The 20,903-nt window shown below is 71.6% G+C and carries 23 protein-coding genes and 1 pseudogene; 11 read left to right on the forward strand and 13 right to left on the reverse strand.

The genetic code is table 11. The features are described 5' to 3' along the window. Window positions 1-13: 13 nt before the first annotated feature. The 4 genes from ACGFXC_RS02120 (at window position 14) to ACGFXC_RS02135 (ending at window position 4,674) form a co-directional block, all read left to right on the forward strand. Window positions 14-1,453 (forward strand): aldehyde dehydrogenase family protein, encoded by a 1,440-nt coding sequence (locus ACGFXC_RS02120; protein ID WP_393708567.1) that lies wholly within the window; start codon window positions 14-16, stop codon window positions 1,451-1,453. A gap of 93 nt (window positions 1,454-1,546) precedes the next feature. Further along, window positions 1,547-1,972 (forward strand): thioredoxin family protein, encoded by a 426-nt coding sequence (locus ACGFXC_RS02125; protein ID WP_393708568.1) that lies wholly within the window; start codon window positions 1,547-1,549, stop codon window positions 1,970-1,972. 40 nt (window positions 1,973-2,012) lie between these two features. Then, window positions 2,013-3,440, forward strand: a complete 1,428-nt coding sequence (locus tag ACGFXC_RS02130; protein ID WP_393708570.1) for a dihydrolipoyl dehydrogenase family protein — start codon at window positions 2,013-2,015, stop codon at window positions 3,438-3,440. 469 nt (window positions 3,441-3,909) lie between these two features. After that, entirely contained in the window at window positions 3,910-4,674 is a 765-nt protein-coding gene (locus tag ACGFXC_RS02135) for a metallophosphoesterase (protein WP_393708572.1), read from the forward strand. On the opposite strand, the gene ACGFXC_RS02140 is transcribed toward ACGFXC_RS02135, so the two are convergent. The 7 genes from ACGFXC_RS02140 to ACGFXC_RS02170 form a co-directional block, all read right to left on the reverse strand. Continuing rightward, the gene (locus ACGFXC_RS02140; RefSeq protein WP_393708574.1) at window positions 4,647-5,003 is read right to left on the reverse strand and encodes a DUF2087 domain-containing protein; all 357 of its coding nucleotides are present in this window, start codon (window positions 5,001-5,003) and stop codon (window positions 4,647-4,649) included. The two genes, ACGFXC_RS02135 and ACGFXC_RS02140, sit on opposite strands and share 28 nt — an antisense overlap. A 137-nt stretch (window positions 5,004-5,140) precedes the next feature. Next, entirely contained in the window at window positions 5,141-5,791 is a 651-nt protein-coding gene (locus tag ACGFXC_RS02145; protein ID WP_393708576.1) for a hypothetical protein, read from the reverse strand. Then, entirely contained in the window at window positions 5,788-6,270 is a 483-nt protein-coding gene (locus ACGFXC_RS02150; protein WP_393708578.1) for a DUF6114 domain-containing protein, read from the reverse strand. The genes ACGFXC_RS02145 and ACGFXC_RS02150 overlap by 4 nt, the downstream gene beginning before the upstream one ends. Beyond that, entirely contained in the window at window positions 6,261-6,923 is a 663-nt protein-coding gene (locus ACGFXC_RS02155) for a DUF6230 family protein (RefSeq protein ID WP_393708580.1), read from the reverse strand. Before ACGFXC_RS02155 ends, ACGFXC_RS02150 begins: the two co-directional genes overlap by 10 nt. A 107-nt stretch (window positions 6,924-7,030) precedes the next feature. Beyond that, the gene (locus ACGFXC_RS02160; RefSeq protein WP_393708582.1) at window positions 7,031-7,789 is read right to left on the reverse strand and encodes a MerR family transcriptional regulator; all 759 of its coding nucleotides are present in this window, start codon (window positions 7,787-7,789) and stop codon (window positions 7,031-7,033) included. Window positions 7,790-7,817: 28 nt separating this feature from the next. Continuing rightward, a complete protein-coding gene (locus ACGFXC_RS02165) occupies window positions 7,818-9,023 on the reverse strand; it encodes a methyltransferase (protein WP_393709587.1) in 1,206 nt (401 codons plus the stop codon). A gap of 80 nt (window positions 9,024-9,103) precedes the next feature. Then, window positions 9,104-9,469: a tetratricopeptide repeat protein gene (locus tag ACGFXC_RS02170; RefSeq protein ID WP_393708584.1), complete on the reverse strand. Its 366-nt coding sequence runs from the start codon at window positions 9,467-9,469 to the stop codon at window positions 9,104-9,106. Window positions 9,470-9,603: 134 nt separating this feature from the next. Between ACGFXC_RS02170 and ACGFXC_RS02175 the strand changes: the two genes are divergently transcribed. Further along, the gene (locus tag ACGFXC_RS02175) at window positions 9,604-10,569 is read left to right on the forward strand and encodes a pirin family protein (RefSeq protein WP_393708586.1); all 966 of its coding nucleotides are present in this window, start codon (window positions 9,604-9,606) and stop codon (window positions 10,567-10,569) included. 755 nt (window positions 10,570-11,324) lie between these two features. Continuing rightward, the gene (locus ACGFXC_RS02180) at window positions 11,325-11,813 is read left to right on the forward strand and encodes a hypothetical protein (RefSeq protein WP_393708588.1); all 489 of its coding nucleotides are present in this window, start codon (window positions 11,325-11,327) and stop codon (window positions 11,811-11,813) included. A gap of 167 nt (window positions 11,814-11,980) precedes the next feature. On the opposite strand, the gene ACGFXC_RS02185 is transcribed toward ACGFXC_RS02180, so the two are convergent. Beyond that, entirely contained in the window at window positions 11,981-12,403 is a 423-nt protein-coding gene (locus tag ACGFXC_RS02185; RefSeq protein ID WP_393708590.1) for an arsenate reductase ArsC, read from the reverse strand. A 117-nt stretch (window positions 12,404-12,520) separates the two neighbouring features. Here ACGFXC_RS02185 and ACGFXC_RS02190 point away from each other — a divergent pair, with 117 nt between their 5' ends. Genes ACGFXC_RS02190 through ACGFXC_RS02200 form a run of 3 tightly spaced genes read left to right on the forward strand, consistent with a single transcriptional unit; the run spans window position 12,521 to window position 14,518 of the window. Next, window positions 12,521-12,835 (forward strand): ArsR/SmtB family transcription factor, encoded by a 315-nt coding sequence (locus ACGFXC_RS02190; RefSeq protein WP_393708592.1) that lies wholly within the window; start codon window positions 12,521-12,523, stop codon window positions 12,833-12,835. A 40-nt stretch (window positions 12,836-12,875) separates the two neighbouring features. Further along, entirely contained in the window at window positions 12,876-13,652 is a 777-nt protein-coding gene (locus ACGFXC_RS02195) for an aquaporin (protein ID WP_393708594.1), read from the forward strand. Beyond that, window positions 13,649-14,518: an NAD(P)-binding domain-containing protein gene (locus tag ACGFXC_RS02200; RefSeq protein ID WP_393708596.1), complete on the forward strand. Its 870-nt coding sequence runs from the start codon at window positions 13,649-13,651 to the stop codon at window positions 14,516-14,518. The genes ACGFXC_RS02195 and ACGFXC_RS02200 overlap by 4 nt, the downstream gene beginning before the upstream one ends. A gap of 158 nt (window positions 14,519-14,676) precedes the next feature. On the opposite strand, the pseudogene ACGFXC_RS02205 reads toward ACGFXC_RS02200, so the two are convergent. The 5 genes and pseudogenes from ACGFXC_RS02205 to ACGFXC_RS02225 form a co-directional block, all read right to left on the reverse strand. Beyond that, window positions 14,677-15,078 (reverse strand): annotated as a pseudogene (locus ACGFXC_RS02205) (recombinase family protein); the annotation flags it as partial. 38 nt (window positions 15,079-15,116) lie between these two features. Beyond that, complete coding sequence (locus ACGFXC_RS02210; protein ID WP_393708598.1) at window positions 15,117-15,632, reverse strand: DUF2231 domain-containing protein; 516 nt, start codon at window positions 15,630-15,632, stop codon at window positions 15,117-15,119. Between the two features lie 132 nt (window positions 15,633-15,764). Next, the gene (locus ACGFXC_RS02215) at window positions 15,765-16,532 is read right to left on the reverse strand and encodes an FAD:protein FMN transferase (protein ID WP_393708600.1); all 768 of its coding nucleotides are present in this window, start codon (window positions 16,530-16,532) and stop codon (window positions 15,765-15,767) included. Continuing rightward, on the reverse strand, window positions 16,525-16,959 hold the full coding sequence (locus tag ACGFXC_RS02220) for an FMN-binding protein (protein ID WP_393708602.1): 435 nt from the start codon (window positions 16,957-16,959) through the stop codon (window positions 16,525-16,527). Before ACGFXC_RS02220 ends, ACGFXC_RS02215 begins: the two co-directional genes overlap by 8 nt. An 11-nt stretch (window positions 16,960-16,970) precedes the next feature. After that, complete coding sequence (locus ACGFXC_RS02225; RefSeq protein WP_393708604.1) at window positions 16,971-18,341, reverse strand: ferric reductase-like transmembrane domain-containing protein; 1,371 nt, start codon at window positions 18,339-18,341, stop codon at window positions 16,971-16,973. A 173-nt stretch (window positions 18,342-18,514) separates the two neighbouring features. Here ACGFXC_RS02225 and ACGFXC_RS02230 point away from each other — a divergent pair, with 173 nt between their 5' ends. Both ACGFXC_RS02230 and ACGFXC_RS02235 read left to right on the forward strand, forming a co-directional pair. Continuing rightward, window positions 18,515-19,249: a response regulator transcription factor gene (locus tag ACGFXC_RS02230; RefSeq protein WP_393708606.1), complete on the forward strand. Its 735-nt coding sequence runs from the start codon at window positions 18,515-18,517 to the stop codon at window positions 19,247-19,249. Beyond that, a complete protein-coding gene (locus ACGFXC_RS02235; RefSeq protein WP_393708608.1) occupies window positions 19,246-20,670 on the forward strand; it encodes a sensor histidine kinase in 1,425 nt (474 codons plus the stop codon). Before ACGFXC_RS02230 ends, ACGFXC_RS02235 begins: the two co-directional genes overlap by 4 nt. Window positions 20,671-20,903: the final 233 nt, after the last annotated feature.

A 20,903-nucleotide genomic window follows, 5' to 3' on the forward strand; every position in this document is an offset into this window, starting at 1 on the left:
GAGGCCCCGCGTCATGCCGCTGCTCGATCCGACACTCTGGCAGGACGGACCCACCCTCACCGGCGGTACGGCCCCGGTCCTCGAACCCGCGACCGGCCGTACCCTCGCCACCCTCGACCTGGCCGCGCCCGCCGACGTGGCCGAGGCGGCCGTGCGGGCCCGGGCCGCTCAGCGCGACTGGGGGCGGGCCGGGCACCTGGAGCGGGCCGCCGTCCTGCGCCGTGCCGGGGACCTGTTCGCCGCGCACGCCGCCGAACTGCGGGACTGGCTGGTCCGCGAATCGGGCTCGATCCCCGGAAAGGCCGACTTCGAGCTGCACGTGGCCGCCCAGGAGTGCTACGAGGCCGCCGCGCTGGCCTCCCGCCCGGCCGGGCAGGTGCTGCCCAGCGAGGCGCCGCGGCTCTCCTTCACCCGGCGCGTCCCGGCCGGGGTGGTCGGGGTGATCGCCCCCTTCAACGCCCCGCTCATCCTCTCGATCCGTTCCGTGGCGCCCGCGCTCGCCCTCGGCAACGCCGTCCTGCTGAAGCCGGACCGCCGCACCGCGGTCTGCGGGGGCCTCGCCCTCGCCGCCGTGTTCGCGGCCGCCGGCCTGCCCGCGGGGCTGCTGCACGTGCTCCCCGGCGGTGCGGCGACGGGCGCCGCGGTGGTGGCCGACCCGCGCGTGCGCGTGGTCTCCTTCACCGGATCCACCGCCGCGGGCCGTACGGTCGCCGAGCTGGCGGGCCGTCACCTCACCAGGGCGCACCTGGAGTTGGGCGGCAACTCGGCGCTCGTCGTGCTCGCCGACGCGGACGTCGAGGACGCCGTCGCGCAGGCCTCCTGGGGCTCCTTCTTCCACCAGGGCCAGATCTGCATGACCGCCGGACGCCACCTCGTCCACGCCTCCCTCTACGACGAGTACGTCGAGCGCCTCGCCGCGCGCGCCGAGGCGCTGACCGTCGGGGACCCGTACCGCGAGCCCGTCCACCTCGGCCCGCTGCTCGACCGGACCCAGCTGGACCGGGTCCACGGCCTGGTCGAGGCCAGCCTCGGCCAGGGCGCCAAGCTCCTCGCGGGCGGCACCCACGACGACCTCTTCTACCGCCCGACCGTGCTCGCGGGCGTCGCCGAGGACACCCCCGCCTACTGCGAGGAGGTCTTCGGTCCGGTGGCACCCGTACGGTCCTTCGCGACGGAGGACGAGGCCGTCGAGCTGGCCTGCGCCGGCCCCTACGGTCTCTCCCTGGGCATCGTCACCGGCGACGCGGCGCACGGCCTGGAGCTGGCCGAACGCATCCCGACCGGCATCGCCCACATCAACGACCAGACCGTGAACGACGAGGCGGTGGCCCCCTTCGGCGGGGTCGGCGCCTCCGGTACGGGCGCCCGCTTCGGCGGCGAGGCCAACCTCGACGCCTTCACCGAGCTGCGCTGGACCACGGCCCGCACCACGGCGCCCGCCCATCCGTTCTAGGGGCGCCGATACGGCCCGCCCGAGCCGGGCGGAATGCCACGGACCGGTCGATCGTTCACGAGGAACACGCAGCAATCAGGAGGTCTGGACACCGTGGCTACAGTCGAGCTCACCAAGGAGAACTTCGACCGGACGGTCAGCGAGAACCCGTTCGTGCTGATCGACTTCTGGGCGGGTTGGTGCCGCCCCTGCCTCCAGTTCGCCCCGGTCTACGAGAAGGCCGCCGAGGCCAACCCCGACCTGGTCTTCGCCAAGGTGGACACCGAGGCCCAGCAGGAGCTGGCCGCGGCCTTCAGCATCACCTCGATCCCGACCCTGATGATCGTCCGGGATCAGGTGGCCGTCTTCGCCCAGGCCGGAGCCCTGCCGGAGGCGGCACTGACCGACCTGATCGGTCAGGCCAGGGCCCTGGACATGGACGAGGTCCGCGCGAAGATCGCCGCCGAGGCGGCGCAGTCCGGCCCGCCGTCCTCCCCGCCGGAGGAGGGCCGGGGCACGTCCGGCACGCCGGAAGCCTGAGATTGCCGGACACCGTGCCCGGCCTGTGACACTGGACGGCATGACCGAAGCGGTGGAGTACGACGTCGTGGTGCTCGGCGGGGGACCGGCGGGCGAGAACATCGCCGACCGGACCCGCGCCGCCGGGCTCAGTACGGCAGTGGTGGAGAGCGAACTCGTCGGCGGGGAGTGCTCGTACTGGGCCTGCATCCCCAGCAAGGCGCTGCTGCGCCCGGCCCTGGCCCGCTCGGAGGCGCGCCGGGTGCCGGGGCTGGCGGGCGCCGTCCAGGGCCCGCTCGACGCGGAGGCGGTGTTCGCGCACCGGGACGCGTGGACGGGACACTGGAAGGACGACGGCCAGATCGACTGGCTCGATTCGGTCGGTGCCCACGTCTACCGGGGCCACGGCCGCCTCTACGGGATCCGCAAGGTCGCCGTGACCAGCCCCGAGGGGGAGCACCACGTCCTCTCCGCCCGGCACGCCGTGGTCGTCGCGACCGGCACCCGTGCGGTGGTCCCCGATCTGCCGGGGCTCGCCGGAGCCCGGCCGTGGACCAGCCGCGAGGCCACGTCCGCGAGCCGGGTGCCGGGCCGGCTGCTGATCGTGGGCGGCTCGGTGGTGGCCGCCGAGATGGCCACCGCCTGGCAGGCCCTCGGCAGCCGTGTGACCGTTCTCGTACGGGGCTCCCGGCTGCTGCCGCGGATGGAGCCCTTCGCGGGGGAGCTGGTCGCCGAGGCGCTGACCGGGGCCGGAGCGGTGGTGCGCACCGGGGTGGCCGTGGAGGCGGTCGTGCGGGACGGCTCGACCGGCCCGGTGACGGTGGTGCTGGAGGGCGGCGAGACCCTGGAGGGCGACGAGCTGCTGATGGCGACCGGCCGGGCGCCGCGCACGGACGACATCGGCCTCGACACGGTGGGGCTCACCCCCGGTGACTGGATCGGCGTCGACGACGGCTGCCGGGTCCCCGGTTTCGACTGGCTGTACGCGGTCGGGGACGTCAACCACCGCGCGCTGCTGACCCACCAGGGCAAGTACCAGGCCCGGATCGCGGGCGCCGCCATCGCCGCCCGGGCGGCCGGCACCGAGCCGGACACCGGCCGCTGGGGCGCGCACGCGGCCACCGCCGACACCGAGGCGCTGCCCCAGGCGGTGTTCACCGATCCGGAGGCCGCCTCCGTGGGCCTGACCCTGGAGGAGGCCGAACGGGCGGGGTGCCGGGTGCGCGCCGTCGACTACGACCTCGGCAAGGTGTCCGGAGCCGGGCTGTACGCCGACGGGTACCGGGGGCGGGCCCGGATGGTCGTCGACCTCGAACGGGAGGTGATCCTGGGCGCCACCTTCGTGGGCCCGGGCGCGGCCGAGCTGGTGCACGCGGCGACGGTCGCGGTGGTGGGGGAGGTTCCGATCGCGCGGCTGTGGCACGCGGTGCCGGCGTTCCCCACGGTCAGCGAAGTGTGGCTGCGGCTGCTGGAGGGCTACCGGGGTTAGCGGGAGCGGGATCCCGCCAAGCCCGGGGGTGGGGCTTCCGGGGCGATCTTCATTAGGTTAGCCTTACCTAAGTAGACCTAGTGGATCGACCTCCCGCCCGGAAAGGCGTCCTGCCATGCGCGCTGCCCACCTGCCCCGCACCGCCCTGCGGCTCGCCGCCCGCGCGGCCTTCGCCGTCACGGCGGCCGTGGCCCTCGCCCTCGGCGCGACCGGCGCCGCCTGAGCGGGGCCCGCACGGACCACGGCCGGCCCCTCCGCCGCGTCCGGCCCGGAACCCGCTCGGCCGGACCGTACGCGTCGCGGGGACGGCCTTGTGTGCGGGCCCCCGGGACCTCCGCGCCCGGGACGGGAGGCCGCCGTGCCCGGCGGGGCGCCGTGTTGAATGGGTGACCCGGCCCCGCCGCCGGGCGGTGACGGACCGTCATCGCAGGCCGGCGCGGGCCGCACCCGAGGCGAAGGAGCCCCACCCGTGATCGTGATCGCGCAGCTCAGCGACGTCCACCTCGACGGCGGACCCCGCGCCGCGGAGCGCACCCGCGCCGTGGTGGAGTACCTGGACGGCCTCCCGTACGACCTCGACGCGGTGCTGGTCAGCGGGGACATAGCCGACGGAGGGACCGCGGCCGAGTACGAGGAGGCGCGCAAGGCGCTGACCACCCGCCATCCGGTGGTTCTCTGCCCCGGGAACCACGACGAGCGCGTCGCGTTCCGCCGGGTGCTGCTGGGCGAGGCGGACCCGTCGGCGGAGCCCGTCGACCAGGTGCTGCGCGGGGAGGGGTTCGTGCTGGCGGTGTGCGATTCCTCCGTACCCGGCGAGCACCACGGGTACCTGGCGGACTCCACCCTCGCCTGGCTCGACGGCATCCTCACCGACACCCCGCACGAGGTCCCGGTGCTGGTGGCCTTCCACCACCCCCCGGTCGAGCTGCACACCCCGTACGTCGACGGGATCAGGCAGTTCGGTCAGGAGCGGCTCGCCGGCCTCGCGGAGCGCCACCCCCACCTGCTGGCCTTCCTGTGCGGGCACGCCCACACGGCGGCCGTGACCACCTTCGCGGGCCGTCCGCTGCTGGTCGCGCCCGGCGTGGTCTCCACCCTCCGGCTCCCGTGGGAGACGCGGACGGACCCGGGGCACCACGTCCACCTCGACGAGCCGCCCGCCGTCGCCTTCCACGTGATCGGCGACGACGGACGGCTCACCACGCACTACCGGGTGGTCGTGGCCGGGCGGTAGCTGGCGCCGTCCCGGGTACGGGTGAGCAGGCCCGAGGTGATCAGGTAGCGGCGCAGCGCGGAACAGTCCTCGTGCACGGTGAGCAGGGCCTCGTTCACCTGGGGCTCGGTGTAGGCGCGGTCCGGCGCGAAGAGGGACTCGGCGAGGTGGGCCAGGAGTTGCTCGCGCCGGGCGCTCTTGCGGGGGATCACGAGGAGCCGTCCGCCGGAGAAGAGGTCCTGGACGCCGCGCCCCTGCCGGCCGGCGGCCGTGCCCGCAGTCGCAGTCGCAGCCGCAGTCGCAGCCGTGTTCGCGTCGACGCCGGATCCCTGGTGTTCGGTGTGTGACATGACGTCGAGCTTCGCGCGCCCGCACGCGGCCGGGCAACGCATTTTCCGACCGTGTACACGCCCGCGTACACGCCCGCGCCCCACCGCCCCGGGAGATCCGGGCCGGTGGGGCGCGGGTGCCGTCGCCGTGGCCGGGGTCAGGGGGTGACGGTGATCTGCTGGGCCGCGTTGGTGGTGTCGGTCACCTTGTACACGGCGTTGAAGGTGGAGGAGGTCGCGCTCGTGGGGCAGCCGAAGCCACCGGTGACCGTGACCGGAACCGAGGCGTTGGTGAAGGTCAGGCTCGACGGCGCGCCGTTGGCCCAGGTGCCCCCGACCGCCGCCGGACCGCTCGGGGCGGCGGTGACCGTGCAGGTGGCGAGGCCGGTGGTGTGCACGACGAGGCCGCCGGTCGGCACCGTCATGGTGGCCGTGATCGGCGAGCCGTTCTGCATCGAGACGGCCCAGGCGCCGCTGGTCGTCACCGTCGGGGTGACCCCCGGCATGCTCGACGTGCACGAGCTGTACGTCGGCGGCGAGATGGGCGAGGAGACCGGCCCGGCCGCGTTGTGGTTGCCGGGGGCGGCCGGCACCGAGCCGGTGGAGACGGAGACCGTGCAGGTCACCGTCACCGAGCCGGCCTTGAGGGTGGCCTTCCCGCTGAGGGTGGCCTTGAAGGCGTGCCCTGCCGGAGTGACGGTCGTCGACCCGGCCAGCGGTAACGGTGCGGCGGTGGCGGAGGCCGAAGCCACCGTCAGGGCGGCCGCGGCCGCCATCCCGAGGGCGAGAGCGGTACGCGTACGGCTCATGGCTGTGCTCCTTGGGGATCGTGGTGCGGGGTGGGGGCGGTGGTGTACGCCGTGCTGTTCGCCGTGCTGTTCGTCGTGCTGTCCTCGGCGGAGTCCTCCGGGGTGCTCCCGGAGCGGCGGCGCCGGCGGCGCCGGGGCGGGCCGGGCTGCCAGGCGAACATGAGCCCGCCGCCGAGGATGCCGAGCAGGGTGCCGATCAGGAACCCGCCGAGGTTGGAGAGGACCAGCGAGGCGGTGGCGATCAGGGTGGTGAGGACCCCGGCGAGGGAGCGCTGCCGGGGGGAGAACCAGGCGGTGAGACCGAGGACGATCATGATGATCCCCATCAGGACCGACGGGATGCCCGCCACCCCCTGCTGGAGCATGATCTTCAGCGGTGCGAGCGGCAGTACGCAGATCCAGGCCCCGGCCAGGACCGCGAAGAGCCCGCCCCAGAAGGGCCGGGCGCGCCGCCACCGCCGCCAGCGGCTCAGAAGCATTCCTTCTTGCCCTTGCTGATGTTCATGTTCAGCCCGGAGAGCTTGAAGGTGCCGGCGTTGGTCGCCCACGCCGTCTGCTGGAGCTTGGTGATGCTGACCGTGTCCGCCTGCTGGGCGAAGAGGTCCTGCATGCCCACGGCCTCGGCCGGCCCCTTGTCGAGGGTGGAGGCATCGCGGCCGATCTCGATGTTGGTGAAGACCGCGTCACCGCCGAGCTGGGTCGCGTCCACGAAGAGGTTGCTGGCCTCGACGGGATCCTTGTCGCCCGCCGTCAGGTTGAGCGAGATGTCCCCGATGACGGGGAGGGTCGTGACCACCGACTGGCAGAGGCTGTGCAGCTTGGCCTCCTTGATGGCCGTGACCGCCACCGGTATGAGCTCGTCGCGGGCGTTGACGTCGACGCTGCCGTACTGGGCGAAGCCCTCGCCCTCCAGGCTCTTCGCCGACACCTTGAACTGTTGTCCCGACACCGCGAACGAGGCGGCGAGCGCGCCCTGCGCGAGGGCGATTCCGAGCCCCGCGGTCACCGCCACCGCGGGTACCGTCAACAGGGCGAACCGGCGCCAGCGGACCCGGCCCTCGTCTCTGCCGACCGCGTCCGCGGGAGCGCCTTCCCCGCCGGGCGGTTCGGATAAGTTCGGTGAATCTGCCATGAGATCGTCCCTTATCTCGGCTGTGCACCTTTGTTACCGACGAGTTGAATGTAAGAGTGCCAATGGTGGTTGGCAAGGTTGCGCGACCGCACCCTTTCGGCCGACTCCTACTGCTCCGTACGCAGCAGTTCGGCGACCTCCGCCTCCACCCGCCGGGCCATCGCCCGCGCGAACTCCGACGCCACGACCTCGCCGGCCACCGGGCGCAGTGCCGTCACCGCCTCCCGGACGTGATCCAGCTGGGTGGCCGAAAGTGGCTCCAACCCCTCGGGGCCGATCACGTGACGCCGGAACAGCGCGACGAAGCGGTCCGCGAGCGCGGCCGCCTGGACCTGGAGGAAGTCCCCCGCGTCCAGGATCTCCGCCAGCGGCACCCCCTGGCGCACCAGCGCCACCGTGGCCTCCAGCAGCCGCCGGTTCGGGTACGTGACCACGTCCCCGTCCACGCGTACGAAGCCCAGCGCGGCCGCCCGCCGGGTGTCCTCGGCCGAAGCCGCCGGGCCGAACAGCTCGCGCAGCTCGGCCCGGGTCATCGAGACCGGCTCCTCCTTGACCCAGTCCCGGGTCATCTCCCGCTCCAGGCCCAGCAACTGCGACAGACCGCCGCCCTGCTCCCAGGCCGCCAGTAGCTCCGCGATGCCGTTGACCGTGTACCCGCGGCCCAGCAGGTCGCTGATCAGCCGCAACCGGGTCAGGTGGTCGTCGGAGTACCAGGCGATCCGCCCCTCGCGGCGCGGCGGGGGGAGCAGCCCGCGCTCCTGGTAGTAGCGCAGGTTGCGTACCCTGACGCCCGCCGCCTCGGCCACGTCCTCCCGGCGGTAACGCCGCTCCCCGCTCGCGCGGTCCCTCTGTGCCCCGGTGCTCACGCGGCCGAGTGTAGGACGTACTGGCTGGTCACATGGGTCGTACGGACCGCTCCCGGGCCTCGCGCTTGATCGCCCGCAGCACCACGAACTTCGGCTCGCTCGCGACGACTTCGCTGTTGCCGAACAGCCGCCGCAGGTGCGTGTGGTACCCCATGTGCCGGTTGGCGACCACCCACAGCTCGCCGCCGGTGCGCAGCACCTTGCGCGACTGCGCGAACATGCGCAGCGCCGTCGCGTCGCTGGTCGCCTGGTGGGAGTGGAACGGCGGGTTGTTCAGCACCAGGTCCACCGAACCCGGCTCCAGCATCGCCACCCCGTCACCGACGTGGAACTCCGCCGTCCGCCGGCCCGGGGGGACGTTGGCCTCGTAGGTGGCCCGCGCGGAGGCGACCGCCTGGTACGACTCGTCCGTGAAGACGACCGCCGCGTCCGGGTCGGCGACCGCGACCGCCGCGCCCACGACGCCGTTGCCGCAGCCCAGGTCCACGACCCGGGCCCCGTCGGTGTTGGTCGGGATGTTCTGGAGGAAGAAGCGGGTGCCGACGTCGAGGCGGTCCGCGCAGAAGATACCCGCGTGGTTGACCACGGTCAGTCCGGCGCCCGAGCCGCCGTCCTCGTCCACCGTGTACGTCACCGGCCACGGCCCGGCGCTCTCCGGACGGGTCGCCCCCGGGTTCCCCGGGGTGCAGAAGATCAGCCGGGCCTTCTTCTCGGCCAGCGAGGTCTTCGTCGGCCCCAGGATCTTCTCGAAGAGGCGCAGGGTGGAGGTGTGGATCTCCTTGACCATGCCGGTGCCCACGACCACCGTGCCCGCGTGCACGTGCGGGGCCAGCCGGTACAGCTGGTCCTCCAGCAGCGCCAGGCTCTTCGGCACCCGCACCAGCAGGACGTCGATCCGCGCGGGCGCCGCGTCCTGCGTGGTCAGAAGGGTCACCGTGGACTTCGAGGTGCCGATGCCCGCCCGGTCCAGGTTCGCCTCGGTGGCGGCGCGGGTCAGCGAGGAATCGGTGATCTGCGTGGGGTGGTGGGCGGCCAGGGCCGTCGTCAGCGCCCCCCAGCGGTCGCCGATCACGGTGACCTGCCCGGCGCCGGCGAGGTCCACCGGGCCGCGTTCGCCGGTACCGGCGTCGAGATGACGCAGCAGGTACTCGTCGGCGGCGTCCCAGGCGCGGAGCCGGTCGCGCGGGTCGATGGGGTAGCGGGTGAGTTCGTAGGAGCCGAATGGCGTGGTCAGACGATTCATATGGAACCCAGGCTAGCCGAGGTGGCCCCCCGGCCCCGCACACGCGGGGCCGGACGGTGTCCTGCCGCGTCCTACTGCGGGAACTCGCCCGCCATCGCGGCCGCCATCCGCAGGTGCGGGCGGGCCTCCTCGGCCCGGCCGCGCCGCTCCAGGGTGCGCCCGAGCATGAGCCGCGCGTAGTCCTCCACCGGCCACCGCTCCAGGATGGCGCGCAGCTCGTGCTCGGCGCGGGACAGCTGCGCGGAGTGGTAGTAGGCGCGGGCCAGCAGCAGCCGGGGCGCGAGCTGCTCCGGGGCCTCGCCGGCGACCGTGACCAGGACGCGGGCGGCCTTCGCGTACTCCTTGGCCTCGAAGAACAGCTGCCCGCGCGCCCAGCGCTCCGCGGTCGTCCCGTGCTCGTAGTAACCGTCCTGGTGACCGTCCTGGCGCGTCTCCATGGCCTCCATGGCCGCCCTTCCGCTCGGTGCCGTCGTCGTCGGTCCCTGCAACACCGGACCGCCCCCGCACATTCCGGACGCGTTCGCCGACCGGAACGGGAGCGTCCGGGCCCGGTCGCACTAAGTTGTGCGGTATGAGCAATCTCGATCGCCAGCCCGCTCTCGCCACGTGCGGCGGCCGCGGCTTCGTCGTCGCCGAACCGGTGCGCGAGCTCCTCAGCCCGCGCACCGTCAAGCTGGGGGAGTCCACCGAGGTCCGCCGGCTGCTGCCCAACCTGGGGCGGCGCATGGTGGGGGCCTGGTGCTTCGTCGACCACTACGGCCCCGACGACATCGCGGACGAGCCGGGCATGCAGGTCGCCCCGCACCCGCACTGCGGCCTCCAGACGGTCAGCTGGCTGCACGAGGGCGAGGTGCTCCACCGCGACAGCGTCGGCAGCCTCGCCACCATCCGCCCGCGCGAGCTCGGCCTGATGACCTCCGGCCGGGGCATCAGCCACTCCGAGGAGAGCCCGCGCCCCCACGCCCGCCTCCTGCACGGCGCCCAGCTCTGGGTGGCCCTGCCCGACGTGCACCGCGACGTGGCCCCGCACTTCCAGCACCACGCGGAGCTCCCGCAGGTCACGGCCCCGGGCCTGACGGCCACCGTCATCCTGGGCACCCTGGACACGGCCACCTCGCCCGGCACGGCGTACACCCCCATCGTCGGCGCCGACCTCACCCTGGCCTCCGGCACCGAGACCCGCCTCCCGCTGAACCCGGACTTCGAGTACGCGGTCCTGTCGATGTCCGGCGAAGCCCGCGTGGACGGCGTCCCGGTCCTCCCGGGCTCGATGCTCTACCTCGGCTGCGGCCGCACCGAACTCCCCCTGCACGCACGGTCGGACGCGAGCCTGATGCTGCTGGGCGGCGAGCCGTTCGAGGAGGAGATCGTGATGTTCTGGAACTGGATCGGCCGGTCCCAAGAGGAAATCGCAGAGTTCCGCGAAGGCTGGATGAACGGCACCCGCTACGGCGAGGTCAAGGGCTACGACGGCCCTCCGATTCCGGCTCCGGAACTTCCCCCAACTCGCTTGAAGGCTAGGGGTAGAACGCGCTGAACGGCACTGATGCCATCAAGGGTGCGGGCTGTGCGTGACGATTTGCATCGTTCCGCTTCCCGGGGCTCGGTAGGAGTCGACGCGATCTGGACAGCGCCATTCTGATCTCGCCGTCGAGTCGCGTGTGGATCAGGGTGTGGTCAGGTCTAGTCGAACGAATGCTGACACTTTGCTGACTTTACTGACGAGTAGTCAGATGACTGGAGGGAGAGTCGGGCGGTTGCTCGTGGCAGAGGTGGGTCACGCGGAGGCGCCGGGCGCGAGCCGTTCGGCTGTCCCGGACAGGGCCGGTTCGGCTCCCCGGGTCGAAGGCCACAGTTGGCCTGCGGCGGACGCCCACGGGCGACCGCGCCTATTCACTTCACGGGGCCAGACCGCCCTTGAGGCTGGTGACTCGCCAACAGGTTCTTCGTCTCCTGGTGCTACAGCAGCTGCACCTTTGTTGACCTGAGAGGATGGCGCTCCGTACGGCCCTTGGGCAGGGGCTGGTCCGGAAATGGTCCGGATCTTGGTCCGGCGGGCGCTCGCTCGGGCGGTGTCTCGGCTGTAGTGGCAGTGATCGGGAGCGATTGGCATCGGACGGGTCAGATGGCGGCTGTCCAGCCGTCCACGGCGATTCGACGTCTGGCCGTGGATCCGTGGGTTGCTCCAAAGCCCGAGAACCGGAACGGCCGGGGGTGGACGTCCAAGGGGGGACCCGCGCAACCGCTGAGAAGAAGGCCCGTACGGCCGAACTCGCCGCACGGCAGACCCTCGTGACCGACCTTGGACGGGACTTCGACACGATGATCTCGCAGCTGCGCCCTGCGCCGTGCATCCAGTCCGCGACCATCGACCCGTCGCCGTCCCTGCCCGTCGTGGACAACGTCTCGTTCGAGAGTCTTCAGGCCGACGGCGGGGGCATCGTGACCTGCATCAACGTCGCGTACAGCCGCTCCCTGCTGGAGTTCGGCATCACGCACCCAGACGTCCGAGTGTCGTCCATGCTGATCATCGACTCCCCGCGAACGGCGTCCGGGAGCAACCTCGATGACCAAGCGCGGGGTCATCGGACCTATCAGCGATTTCAAACGCTCGCCGAGGTCCACGGCTCCAAGGCCCAGCTGATCATCGCGGACAACGACTCGGCGCCGATCCCAGGCTCAGTCTTCAGCAAGATCGAACTCGACTACGGCAATCCACTCGTCCCAGGCGTGGTCCACCCCGGACCCGAGCACACCCGGCGAGCCGAAGACGAGTCCTGATCGCGCTTCCTGAAGTGCCACTGCCGTAGGTGGTGACCCTCCGCCGCGGGCTGGCCGGTGGGCCCTGAAGGGCCTGGCGGACCACCCGGAGCTTGCCCGGTGGGCCAAAAGGGTGTCGGCTGCCGCACTCGGTGATCCGGCGCCCGCGCTGGGCTGGCCTGCCACCGTCAGTTTGCCTTCTGCTGTGCGTCGATCTCGGAGATCAGGTCTTCGATCAGGCCCTGGATCTCGTCCCGGATGGGTCGGACGGCTTCGACGCCCTGGCCCGCCGGGTCCTCGAGCTGCCAGTCGAGGTAATTCTTGCCGGGGAAGTACGGGCAGGCGTCGCCGCAGCCCATGGTGATCACGTAGTCGGATGCCTGGACGGCCTCGGTGGTCAGTACCCTCGGCTTCTGGGTGGAGATGTCGATGCCCAGCTCGGCCATGGCGGCCACGGCGGACGGGTTGATCTGGTCGCCGGGCACGGATCCTGCGGAGCGGACTTCCACGCGATCCCCGGCGCGGTGGCGCAGGAAGCCGGCGGCCATCTGGGAGCGGCCGGCGTTGTGGACGCAGACGAACAGCACGGACGCGAGCGGGGTGGCGGACATCGGCTCTTCCTTCGGGGGTGGGTGGGCTGCCGGCGGGCAGGGCGTCGAGCGGTGGGCGCTGCATCACGATTCAGCCTGGACTGGTATCAGTCCTCGATGATGTGACAGTATCAGCGGATGATGACGTCAGTCGACACTGATCTGATCCGGGTTCTGGCCGACCCGCTCAGGCTCCAGATCGTGATCCTCCTCGCCCGTGAGACGCTCTGCACCACCCACCTGGTCGAGGAGACGGGCGCGAAGCAGACGAACCTCTCCAACCACATGAAGGTGCTCCGGGAGGCGGGCGTCGTGGAGACGGAGCCCTGCGGGAGGTACATCTACTACCGCCTGCGCCCGGAAGTCATCGAAGCCCTCGCCGGCCAGTTCGCCGACCTTGCCCAAACCGCGCGGGCCACCGCAGAAGCGAACCTCAAGCGGTCCTGCCCCTAGCCCTCCGCGCTTTGCCTCACCTGCCCGAGGAGAACCAGCCTTGACCGCCCCCCAGCCCGTCAGCGCCCCCATATCTGTCGACGTGCGGCAGACCGCGCCCGGCGCGACCCCGCCCCGCACCCCGCTGATCGCCCGCGCCGCCGCCGAGCTGGTCGGCGCCGCTGCCCTGGTCGCGATCGTCGTCGGGTCGGGCATCCAGGCCGCGAAGCTCACTCAGGACGTGGCGCTGCAGCTGCTGGCCAACTCCACCGCCACGGTCTTCGGGCTCGGCGTCCTCATCGCGCTCCTCGGCCCCGTCTCCGGTGCCCACTTCAACCCCGCCGTCACCCTGGCCGAGTGGTGGACCGCCCGCCGTGGCGGCGCCGGCGTCAATGCCCGTGAGCTGGCTGTGTACGTGCCCTCGCAGATGGTCGGCGCCATCGCGGGCGCGATCCTGGCCGACGCCATGTTCGGCGAGCCCCTGGTGAAGTGGTCCACCCACGACCGCTCCGCCGGGAACCTCCTCCTCGGCGAGGTCGTCGCCACCGCCGGCCTGATCCTGCTGATCGTCGGCCTCGCGAAGACGGACCGGCTGCGGTTCGCGCCTGTCGCCGTGGCCTCCTACATCGGCGCCGCGTACTGGTTCACCTCATCGACCTCCTTCGCCAACCCGGCCGTCACCATCGGCCGCGCCTTCACGGACACCTTCGCGGGCATCGCCCCCGGCTCGGTGCCCGGCTTCGTCGGCATGCAGCTCCTCGGCGTCATCGTCGGCCTGGCCCTGGTGGCGGTCATCTTCATGCGCGGCAAGACGGACACCGGGTCGACTTCCGCATGACGCAGCGCACGGACGTGGTGGTGATCGGCGGCGGCCAGGCCGGGCTCGCCGCTGGCTACCACCTGCGCCGACTGGGCATCGACCACGTCATCCTCGACGCCTGGACGGCACCCGGCGGTGCCTGGCAGCACACCTGGAACTCCCTGTGTCTGTTCTCCCCGGCCCAGCACTCCTCCCTCCCGGGGCGCCTCATGCCCGTCCAGGAAGGCGAGCTCTACCCGGACGCCGCCCACGTCGTCGCCTACCTCGCCGATTACGAGAAGCGGTACGAGCTGCCGGTCCAGCGCGGCGTGTGGGTCGATGCGGTTCGTCGTGACGGCACGCATCGGCAGGTGGACAGCGACGCAGGCGATTGGAGGGCCCGCGCGGTCATCGGCGCGACGGGCACTTGGACCCGGCCATTCATCCCCGCTGTCCCCGGCCGCCGGGAGTTCGCGGGACGCCAGCTCCACATGGTGCAGTACCGCAGCCCGTCCGAGTTCGCCGGGCAGCGCGTGATCGTGGTTGGGGGCGGCAACTCCGGCGCCCAGATTGCGGCCGACCTCGCCCACGCCGGGGCCGGCCTGACCTGGGTCACGCGGCGCCGGCCGCGCTACCTCGCCGACGACATCGACGGCCGTGCCCTTTTCGACGCGGCGACCGCCCGCCGTCGCGCCCTCGACGAAGGCCGCGCCGACTGGCGCTGTCCTCCCGAAGCTGCCGCGAAGCGACAAGTAGCTCTCTGTCATCAGAGTGACGCTCGGTCAGGGGTGTTGGGGCGGGGCTCAGGGACCGGTGCGGTCCGGCTGGCGGTAAAGTCGGCGTGGGCCTGCTCGACGGCTTCGGGGTACGCCTCGCGCTTGGTGTGCTCGGTAAGGGCCCGGTAGATGCTGGCCACCGAGGGGTTGTGTCCCTTGGGCTTGCCGGTGGGGATGAACAGGTCGGGCTGGATCTGCTCGACGGACTCACCGCCCGCGCGGCGCCGCAGCACGGTGTGGAGCATGTCGTCGGTGATGACCGGCGGCCGGCCGCCGTGCTTGCCCTTGCGGGCCGCGGTGTCGAGTCCCTCCAACGTCGACTCCCGGATGTTCTCCCGCTCGTTCTCCGCCATCGCGGCGAAGAACGCGAACAGCAGCTTCCCCGGCCCGGTCGGGCCGTAGATGCCGGGCAGCGGACCGGTGAGCATCTTCAGGATGAGGCCGTGGGAGGTGAGGTGGTCGGCGAGCGCGGTGAGTTCGGCGGCGTCCGACCGGTACGCCGGGGTGGGGTGCCGAGGGTCCGTCATGACTCCAGGCTTTCGCACAATGCAAGTCTCAGAAGGGGGTGTGGACCGCTTTTGAGTGAGAACAGCTTGTGGGAACGAATCCGGGTTAAGCGGCGACCCGGTGGCTCGTGATTGATCTTGCTCGGGCAAAGGACCGTTTGTGAGAACTGGCCATCGCGCCATGGACGCCCGTCGCTGCGGCTGACAGCTCGCCGCATGGTTTAACCGCGTTTGGGGTGTGCGGTGGCGGAATAGGCGTCGTACCAGGCTGCCTTCGCGCCTGAGTCGCCGATCCGGTAGACCTGTACGCCGGCACCCACGCCGACGACGAGGGACAGTACCGCGGTGGCGATGCGGAGCTGCGTGCTCACCGTGCTGGTGGATCCCCCTGTGGCGGGGGTGCGGTGGGCTGCGCGGCGGTAGAGCCACCACACTGCCGTGGACACCAGGAAGAGCGCGATGACCCAGGGCAGCAGTTCGTCTCCGAGTTCGGTGTGTTTGCGGACCAGGGGATTGCTGTCGACATGCCGTTCCAGCCATTCGCCGGCGTTGGTCGTCAGCGGCACGCTGATCAGGGACACCAGTGCGAGGACCGGCAGGGAGAGGCCGAACCGGCGCATGACCGTGGGGAGCGCGGCGCACAGGACCAAGGCGAGGGCAGTGAGAGGTACCAGGACCACAACGACGTGCACGAACAGGACGTGCGCGGGGATGCCGTTGATCAGGCTGAATCCCACAAGGAGCTCCTTCGGTAGGTGTTCAGAACGGGGCCGGGACAGGTCGGGGTATGAGGCGGCTTCCGTGGCACACCCGCGGCCGCGACAGGGGGCGCCCGTCCCGCGTGCGGGGGAATGGTTCTGTTTCGCACCTCATGTCCCATAGCGGCTGAATCCTGGAGTTCGCCATTCCCGGCCGTCGGGCAGGACCGCGAGTGCCTCGTAGCCGTCCAGAGTTTCCACCCAGCCCTGTGCCCCGTCGCCTCGGGCGAACGCGGCGGTGGCGTAGGTGTCGGTCAGCGTCAGGCTGGGCCCGACGAGGGTGAGGGAGGCGAACGCGTCGGCAGGTCTACCGCTGTGCGGGTCGACGATGTGAACGCCGCGTTCGGCGGTGCCGGAGGTGGCGACGGCCAGGTCGTGGCCGGCGGTGATGACGGTGACCAGTTCACCGGGGCGTAGCGGGTGGGCGACGCCGATGCGCCACGCAGTGCCCGGGCCCGCCTGGCCGCGGAGTTGCAGGTCTCCTCCGCCGTTGACGCACGTGTGGTGCGCGCCCGCGTCGTAAAGGATCTGTGACGCCGCTTCGGTGGCCCAGCCTTTGACGAGTCCTGAGGGGTCGAGGGTTCCGGTGGGGACGATGCTGAACCAGCCGTCGCTGGCGTGGGCGGCCTGTGCGCACAGGGACAGGACTTCGTGGACTTCGGGCGGACAGTCCTTCAGCCGGATCTCGCCGCGGTCGAGCCGGCTGATGTGGCTGTCGGGCAGGTAGGTGGAGAACACGGCATCGATGTGGTGGAGGTGGTGCACGGCCTCGGCGAGGGCATGGCGGATGGCGGGGGTCGGCTGGTCCCGGATGTCGAAGGAGAAGACGGTGCCCATGACGTGCTCGACGTGGCGCAGCCCGGTCTTAGGGTCAGGCATGGGCCTGGTCCAGGGCGCTCTGGAGGGACTGGATGTAGCCCTGGCTGGTATAGCTGGCGCCGGAGACGGCATCGATGTGCGCGCTCTGGGCGCCGAGCGCCTCCTCGGTGAGGCGGGGCAGTGCGTAGGAGGAGATTCGCTGGTCGCGGCCGTTCTGGTCGGGCGCCTGGAGCACCTTGACGGCAGTGATCTTTCCCTTGCTGAGGGTGACGGCGACCTGCACGGTTCCGTACTGGGTGTCGATGGGATCTCCGGTGAACGTGCCGGTCCCGGTGGATGTGCCCGGCGAGGTGCCTGACGGAGCGCGTGAGGACGTGGGGGAAGGGGGAGCGGCCCCGGCGAGCGCGGGGAGCTGGTGGGGTTTGAGAGCGAGCAGGGCGACGGTCAGGGCGCTGATCCCGGTGGTGGCGAGGACGGCTCGGCGCATGGCGGTTCTCCTCAGAACGCGAACGACTCGTGGTGGATGCGCCGGGCCGGGACCCCGGCACCGCGCAGCGCCCCGATCGCGGTTCGGGTCATGCCGGGCGGCCCGCAGAGGTAGACGTCGTGCGCGGCCAGATCCGGGACCAGGGTGCTCAGGGCACCGGCGGTGAGGGGGGAGGAGTGTCCGGCTGGTTCGTCGACGATGTAGTGCACGGTGTCCCCTCGGCGGGCGGCGATCGCGTCGAGCTCACCGCGCAGGGCGAGGTCGGCGGCGTGCCGGGCCCGGTAGACGAGGGTCACCTGCCCCGGCAGTGTCTCGAAGAGCGCACGCAGGGGGGTGATGCCGACCCCGCCGGCCAGGAGCAGGACCTTGGGAGAGGTCCGGCGGTTCGCGGTGAAGCTGCCGTAGGGTCCCTCGGCCCACACCCGGGTGCCGGGCTTCAAGCGGGCGAGGGCGGCGCTGTGCCCGCCGGCGGTCTTTACCGTGATGCGCAGGTGGCCGGGGCGGGCGGGGGCGGAGAGGGAGTAGGGGTTCGCGGTCCAGCACGATCCGCGGGTCAAAAAGCGCCAGCGCAGGAACTGCCCCGGCTCGCCCCCGAGTTCGTCGAGGTGCTGGCCGGTGAGGTGGACGGAGACCACGCCCGGTGCTTCGGGGCGGACCGCGGCCACGCGCAGGCGGTGGCGCAGCCCGCGCCGGACGGGGACGACGAAGCGGTACCAGGCGACCAGAGCCGCGACGCCGAGGAAGAGCGTGTACCAGGCCGCCTGCGCGAGGCGGTTGCCGACGAAGTCGGCTCCGTTGGACAACTGGTGGCCGAAGGTGAGGAAGACGGCCAGGTACGTCGCGAAGTGCAGGTAGTGCCACGCCTCGTAACTCATCCTGCGGCGGGCGGTGCGGGCGGACAGTATCCCCGTGGCCACGAACAGCAGGAAGCCGGCCGTGCCCTTGAGCAGGTCGGGGTAGTGCAGGACGAGTGTGGAGGTCTGGGTGACCACATTCGTGTGGGAGGTCAGGGAGTAGCCCCAGATGATCAGGAGTGTGTGCGCGAGGGCCAGGGAAACGGTGCACCGGCCGCCCCAGGCGTGCCAGCGGGCGAGCCGGTCGGTGCCGATGGTGTGGTCCAGGAGCGGCATCCGGGCCATGAGGGCCAGCAGGACCGCGCAGGCGTAGCCGGCCAGGAGACCGGTGATGCGTCCCGCGCCGGTGAGCCATCCTGCCGGGCCGACCACCGCGTTCGTGTCGCTCCACCACAGGGCCAGCACCCCGGCGCCGCCGCCCCAGATCACCAGCGGCACCAGGAACGGGACGAGGCTGCGGCACGGGCGGTGGCGCCGGCGGTGCATTCCTTGGCTCGCATACGTCGTGGTCGTGAACGTGGTGGTCATCTGTGCTCCTCCGGATATGGCGCACGCTCCGGCGATGGGCGGCCAGCCTCACAGCCCAACCTCTGTGTACCTTCTGAAACAGCCCCGCCGACCACCCTCAGCTCCGATTCAGAGGAAACTCAGAGACACGCTCACCCCGGCTGCGGCCTGCGCCGGGGGATGCTGAAGAAATCATGGACGAGCCACGTACGACATCGCTTCTGCACCGCCCGGACGGAGACCCTGTACGGATCCTCGTCGTCGACGACGAACCCGACATCACCGATGTCCTGGCCGGGGTCATCACCGGCGAGGGCTGGCAGGTGCGCACCGCGGGCGATGGTGCCGCCGCGCTGGCGACGGCCCGTGATTTCCGGCCCAACGCGGTGATTCTGGACTGGATGCTGCCCGACCTGGACGGGCTCCAGGTCCTGCGAGCCCTCAGGCGTGAGATGCCCACGGTGTGTGTCCTGTTCCTGACCGCCCGCGACGCGGTCGAGGACCGCATCGCCGGGATCACCGCAGGCGGCGACGACTACGTGACCAAGCCCTACAGCCTGGAGGAAGTCCTGGCCCGGCTGCGCGGGCTGCTCCGGCGAGCCGGCATGACCGCCGCGCCAGGCGCGCACCGGCTCACCGTCGGGAACCTCACGATGGACGAGGAAGCCCGGGAGGTCCGGCGCGGCGGGGCCACCGTCGAGCTGTCCAGGACCGAGTTCGAACTCCTGCGCTTCCTCATGCGCAACCCGCGCCGGGTCCTGTCCAAGGACCAGATCCTGGACCGTGTCTGGGCCTACGACTTCGGCGGACGTGCCCACATCGTCGAGCTCTACATCAGCTACCTGCGCAAGAAGATCGACGCGGGACGCACTCCGATGATCCACACCGTGCGCGGTGTCGGCTACGTTCTCAAGCCGGAAGCCCCATGAGGCGCCCGCCGCCCCGCACTCTGCGCGGCCAGCTCACCCTCGGACTCGTCGCCCTGCTCGCCTTCGTCTGTCTCGCCGTCGGGATCATCACCGCCCTTGCTCTGCGAGGCTTCCTGATGGGACGCCTGGACGAGCAGCTCTCCGCGTCCGGCGGCCGGTTCGCGGCCAGTCTGGAACACGAGGCCGAGCCCGACGCCGACAACCGCCCCGACACCCGGGGACAAGCCGAGTCGACCTTCGGCGCCCGTCTCCTGAATGACACCGTCACCCAGGCCGCCGTCGTCGATGACGCCACCGCCCGCCCTCTCCGGCTCACTTCCGGGGACCGACGCACCCTGGCATCAATCCCCGTGGACGGAAGCGGGCACAGCATCCGCCTCTCCGGCCTGGGGAAGTACCGCGTCACGGCCGTCCGGGGCGACGACCAGGACATCATGATCACGGGCCTGCCCCTGCACCCGGTGGAAGAGACCGTCCACCGCCTCGAAGCGGTCGAAGTGGTGCTGTTCGGTGCCGCCCTCGTGGTCACCGGCATCGCGGGCGCCGTGTGGGTACAGATGGCCCTGCGCCCACTCCAGAAGGTCACCGCCCGTGCGGCGGAGGTCGCCGGACTACCCCTGGCCAGCGGCGAGGTCGCCATGCCCGGACCGCTCCCCGACACCGACCCCCGTACCGAGGTGGGCCAGGTCGGCACCGCCCTCAACCACATGCTCGGCCACATCGAAGATGCGCTGACCCGACGCCACGCGAGCGAGGAACGACTACGGCACTTCGCCGCCGACGCCAGCCACGAACTGCGCACCCCCGTCGCCAACATCCGCGGCCACGCCGAACTCGCCCTGCGCCACCACGGCCCCGTCCCCGCAGAAGTCCGCCACGCACTGGAACGCATCGACAGCGAGTCACAGCGCATGACCCGCCTCGTCGACGACCTGCTCCTCCTCGCACGCCTGGACGCCGGACGGCCCCTCGAACACGAACCGGTCGACCTGACCCTGCTGATCCTGAACGCGACGGACGACGCCCGCGCCGCCGGCCCCGGCCACCACTGGCTCCTCGACCTCCCCGAAGAACCCGTCACCGTCACCGGCGACGCCCACCGCCTCCAACAAGCGATCGGCAACCTCCTCGCCAACGCCCGAACCCACACCCCACCGGGCACCGACGTGACCACCTCCCTCACCACGGAACAGGCCACCGTCTGCGTAGAAGTGCGTGACAACGGTCCCGGCATCCCCGACGAACTCCAACCCGAAGTCTTCGGCCGCTTCGTCCGCGCCGACCACACCCGCTCCCGCAGCACGGGAGGCACCGGGCTGGGCCTCGCCATCGTCCACGCCGTCATCACCGCCCACGGCGGAACCGCCACCATCACCAGCCGTCCCGGACACACCGCCTTCCGCCTCACCCTCCCCGGCTGAACCGTTCGAGAGCTACTTGTCGTCTGGTGTCAGCTTCGGGAGTACCGGGCACACCCAGCGGGCCAGCATGCTGAGGGCCGCCAGCTGCTCCAGAGCCTCGTGCTCGGGAAGCCGCTGTGACCGCTTCGCGTAAGTGGTCGCCCTGCCATAGGGGGCGCACGCGTTCCCACACCCAGGGGTGCAGCGTGGCGGCACTCACCTGCGGGGCGTCTTGGCCGAGCCGCCGACGTATC

Origin of the sequence: Streptomyces sp. NPDC048507 (genome assembly GCF_043199995.1) — a bacterium.
Lineage (GTDB): Bacteria > Actinomycetota > Actinomycetes > Streptomycetales > Streptomycetaceae > Streptomyces.

Coding starts and splice junctions, on each gene's coding strand:
- ACGFXC_RS02120 (WP_393708567.1), top strand. CDS start 14: ATGCCGCTGCTCGATCCGACACTCTGGCAGGACGGACCCACCCTCACC.
- ACGFXC_RS02130 (WP_393708570.1), top strand. CDS start 2,013: ATGACCGAAGCGGTGGAGTACGACGTCGTGGTGCTCGGCGGGGGACCG.
- ACGFXC_RS02140 (WP_393708574.1), bottom strand. CDS start 5,003: ATGTCACACACCGAACACCAGGGATCCGGCGTCGACGCGAACACGGCT.
- ACGFXC_RS02145 (WP_393708576.1), bottom strand. CDS start 5,791: ATGAGCCGTACGCGTACCGCTCTCGCCCTCGGGATGGCGGCCGCGGCC.
- ACGFXC_RS02150 (WP_393708578.1), bottom strand. CDS start 6,270: ATGCTTCTGAGCCGCTGGCGGCGGTGGCGGCGCGCCCGGCCCTTCTGG.
- ACGFXC_RS02155 (WP_393708580.1), bottom strand. CDS start 6,923: ATGGCAGATTCACCGAACTTATCCGAACCGCCCGGCGGGGAAGGCGCT.
- ACGFXC_RS02170 (WP_393708584.1), bottom strand. CDS start 9,469: ATGGAGACGCGCCAGGACGGTCACCAGGACGGTTACTACGAGCACGGG.
- ACGFXC_RS02175 (WP_393708586.1), top strand. CDS start 9,604: ATGAGCAATCTCGATCGCCAGCCCGCTCTCGCCACGTGCGGCGGCCGC.
- ACGFXC_RS02185 (WP_393708590.1), bottom strand. CDS start 12,403: ATGTCCGCCACCCCGCTCGCGTCCGTGCTGTTCGTCTGCGTCCACAAC.
- ACGFXC_RS02190 (WP_393708592.1), top strand. CDS start 12,521: ATGATGACGTCAGTCGACACTGATCTGATCCGGGTTCTGGCCGACCCG.
- ACGFXC_RS02200 (WP_393708596.1), top strand. CDS start 13,649: ATGACGCAGCGCACGGACGTGGTGGTGATCGGCGGCGGCCAGGCCGGG.
- ACGFXC_RS02215 (WP_393708600.1), bottom strand. CDS start 16,532: ATGCCTGACCCTAAGACCGGGCTGCGCCACGTCGAGCACGTCATGGGC.
- ACGFXC_RS02220 (WP_393708602.1), bottom strand. CDS start 16,959: ATGCGCCGAGCCGTCCTCGCCACCACCGGGATCAGCGCCCTGACCGTC.
- ACGFXC_RS02225 (WP_393708604.1), bottom strand. CDS start 18,341: ATGACCACCACGTTCACGACCACGACGTATGCGAGCCAAGGAATGCAC.
- ACGFXC_RS02230 (WP_393708606.1), top strand. CDS start 18,515: ATGGACGAGCCACGTACGACATCGCTTCTGCACCGCCCGGACGGAGAC.
- ACGFXC_RS02235 (WP_393708608.1), top strand. CDS start 19,246: ATGAGGCGCCCGCCGCCCCGCACTCTGCGCGGCCAGCTCACCCTCGGA.